This is a genomic window from Mycobacterium interjectum (assembly GCF_900078675.2).
GTDB classification, from domain to species: domain Bacteria; phylum Actinomycetota; class Actinomycetes; order Mycobacteriales; family Mycobacteriaceae; genus Mycobacterium; species Mycobacterium interjectum.
Genome location: NZ_LT546237.1, coordinates 110,294 through 112,021, shown reverse-complemented (window position 1 = coordinate 112,021; position 1,728 = coordinate 110,294). Strand labels below are relative to the sequence as shown.

Annotated in this window: 3 protein-coding genes; all 3 read right to left on the bottom strand. The window is 72.3% G+C overall.

Translation table 11 applies throughout. The features are described from left to right. Positions 1 to 896 (bottom strand): cytochrome c biogenesis CcdA family protein (locus BN4348_RS34880; RefSeq protein ID WP_066909548.1); only part of this gene is annotated, 896 nt, incomplete at its 3' end. A gap of 3 nt (positions 897 to 899) precedes the next feature. Continuing rightward, positions 900 to 1,403, bottom strand: a complete 504-nt coding sequence (locus tag BN4348_RS34875; protein WP_066909545.1) for a protein disulfide oxidoreductase — start codon at positions 1,401 to 1,403, stop codon at positions 900 to 902. A gap of 121 nt (positions 1,404 to 1,524) precedes the next feature. Next, the coding region (locus BN4348_RS61125; RefSeq protein ID WP_066909542.1) for a hypothetical protein at positions 1,525 to 1,728 on the bottom strand (204 nt) is incomplete at its 5' end.

Here is a 1,728-nt window from a genome sequence, read left to right as displayed (position 1 = left end):
GCGGCCGCGGCCGCCCCCGCCACCAGCACGAACAGGGCCAGCGCCCAGGGCGCGGCCCCGTGTTGGTGCACCCAGCCGGCCAGCGCGCCCTGCAGCCGGCCGGCAGAGGTGATCACCGCGTCCCGGGGACTCGCGCTGCCGTCGAAGAGGCGCACCTCGTAGACGCCGTAGTAGCCGACGTAGAGCCCGACCAGCACCAGCAGGGCGCCGCCGATCCGGTTGACCAACGGCAGGACGCGGCGCAGTCGATCGGCCAGCGCCGAGCTGGCCGTCGCGGCCGCGATCGCCAGGACCCCCACGACCAGGGTCAGGCCCGCGACGTAGGCGAGGAAGATCGACGCGCCCGTGACCACCGATCCCTTGAACCCGGCGGCGGTGACCGCCAGGAACGGCCCGATGGTGCACGACAGCGAGGCGATGGCGTAGCTGACGCCATAGGAATACATGGAGCCCAGCCGCACGGTCGGGGCCCATCGCGGGCCGAGCGGGCGGGGTGTCAGCGCCGTCAAGTCGCGACCCGACAGCAGCCAAAACCCAAGCGCGACAAGCACAATTCCGATCACCGCGGTCCCGTAGGGCAGGTAGCGCTGCACGGTGTTGGCCGCCGAGATCGTCAGCGCGCCGAACAACCCGAAGACCGTCAGGAAGCCCAGCGCCATCCCGAGGGTGGCCGCCACGGCGCGGCCGAGCGCGCCGATGGGGCTCGTCGCGGACCGTGCGCCGAGCGTGCACTGGCGGCGAGATTTCGGCGATTTTTCCGCCGTGAGTGCACGCTCGGCGGGCTGCTGCCCGCGCACCACGAGAAGTAGGTACGCGGGCAGCATGGCAAACCCGCAGGGGTTCAGGGCCGCGACCGATCCGGCCGCGAAGGCCAGGCCGATCAGAGCGCGATCCACGGATCAGCGCAGCGCGGCCACGCGGCCGGCCAGCTCGCTCTGGGGCATGGCCGCGGTGGGGTTGTTGACGAACGTCGAGCTGCCGTCCGCCCGGTAGAACACGTAGGCGGGCTGCCACGGGACGTTGTAGCGGGCCCAGATCGAGCCGTCGGCGTCGTTGAGGTTGGTGAAGTTCAGGTTGTACTTGGCGACGAAGTTCTGCATGGCCCCGACGTCCGAGTGCGCCGCGACGCCGACGAACGTGACGCCCGGATTCGCGGCAGCCACCTGGCCGACCCCGGGAGCCTCGGCGTTGCAGAACGGGCACCACGGCGTCCAGAACCACAGCACCGCCGGTTTGCCCTGCAGGCTGGCGCCGCTGAACGGCGCGCCCGCGAGCGTGGTCCCGGTGAATTGCAGGCGGCCGTCGGCGGCCGCCGAGCGCGGGGCCTCGGCCAGGCCGAAGATCAGGGCGGCGGCGAAAACGGCCGCTGCGAACAACTTGAGCGGTGACAACAAGCGCACCATCGCGGCATCCCCTCGTTTGCTGGTGTTCTGCCCTAAAGACGGTGGCGCCGCCCGACGGGTTCACCGCGAGGGCTCAGCCGCCCCTGTCCCGTCGGCTTGCTTTCCAGGTGGTCGACCGTAATCAGCCGGGTTGGCCCGCCGCGCCGGTGTCGCCCGGGCTGCCGTCACTGCCCGGACTGCCGGTGACGTTGGTGGAACCACCGGACGCCTGGCCGCCCGTGCCGCCGTGACCGAGTCCGCCCCCTGGGCCGCCGGGGCCACCGGCGCCGCCCTGGCCGCTGCTGCCCGCGGTGCCCAACTGGCCGAACAACGAGCCGCCCGACCC